Origin of the sequence: Nocardia flavorosea, assembly GCF_015477805.1 — a bacterium.
Classification (GTDB): domain Bacteria; phylum Actinomycetota; class Actinomycetes; order Mycobacteriales; family Mycobacteriaceae; genus Nocardia; species Nocardia flavorosea_A.
On record NZ_JADLQL010000013.1, the window covers coordinates 1 to 1,042 of the forward strand.

Genomic DNA, 1,042 nt, shown 5'->3' on the forward strand with positions numbered 1-1,042 from the left:
TGAGGTTCCCCCGCTTCCTTGGAGGGCTCTGAGCATGGTCCGATAGGACCGGGAAGGAGCCCCACGTGGCAGCACCGAAGAAATACCCGGACGAGTTGAAGGCCCGAGCGGTCCGGCTGTATTTGGAGTCGGATCCGAAACCGACGATCCGCAAACTCGCCCAGCAGTTGGGTGTGCATCATGAGGCCTTGCGGAACTGGATCCGCCAAGCCGATACCGGGCAGCGACCGGAACCAGCAGACACGGATCTGGCCGAGGAGAACAAGCGCCTGCGTAAACAGGTCGCTGAGCTGGAGCGGGTCAACGACATTCTTCGTTCTGCGAGTGCGTATTTCGCCTCGGAGCTCGGCCAGACCCGGAGGTGATCGTGCGGTTCGTCAAGGACAGCCGGCACCCGGTCGAGCTCGTATTGCGGGTGCTCGGGATCGCCTCGTCGACCTATTACTGGTGGTGCAAACGCCTGGAACAGCCCTCGTCGCGGCAGCTCGCGGACGAGGCGTTGCTGGCCGAGATCGTCGATATCCATACCAGCTCCGGCGGAACCTATGGTTCTCCGCGGGTGCATGCGATGCTGGCCCGCCGCGGGATCTCGGTGGGCCGCAAAAGGGTGGAGCGGGTGATGCGTGGCGCCGGGTTGCAGGGCGCTTTCCTGCGGAAACGATGGCGGATCGCCTCGACACGGTCCGATCCGCGGGCAGCGCCGGCACCGGATCTGGTCGAACGGGTCTTCACCGCGGATCGGCCGAACCGGTTGTGGGTGGCCGACGCGACCAGGATCCCTTGCGGTCAGGGCGCGTTCTGGCTGGCGGCAGTGCGGGACGCGTTCTCCAACCGGATCGTAGGATGGAAAACCTCGGACCGCTGTGACACCGAACTCGTACTCGGTGCACTCGAGTTCGCGGTCTGGAGCCGTGACATCCGCGACGGTGAGTTGATTCACCACAGCGACAGAGGCTCGACCTACACAGCGATCCGGTTCGCTAACCGGTTGGCGGACAATGGGATCGCGCAATCGATGGGATCGGTCGGCGACAGCTACGAC

The 1,042-nt window shown here is 64.3% G+C and carries 2 protein-coding genes; both read left to right on the plus strand.

The annotated features are described in order from the left end of the window. Nucleotides 1-65 precede the first annotated feature (65 nt). On the plus strand, nt 66-365 hold the full coding sequence (locus tag IU448_RS28565) for a transposase (protein WP_195058841.1): 300 nt from the start codon (nt 66-68) through the stop codon (nt 363-365). 2 nt (nt 366-367) lie between these two features. After that, nucleotides 368-1,042, plus strand: a 675-nt coding sequence (locus tag IU448_RS28570) for an IS3 family transposase (RefSeq protein ID WP_195058842.1), incomplete at its 3' end; no start/stop codon positions are given.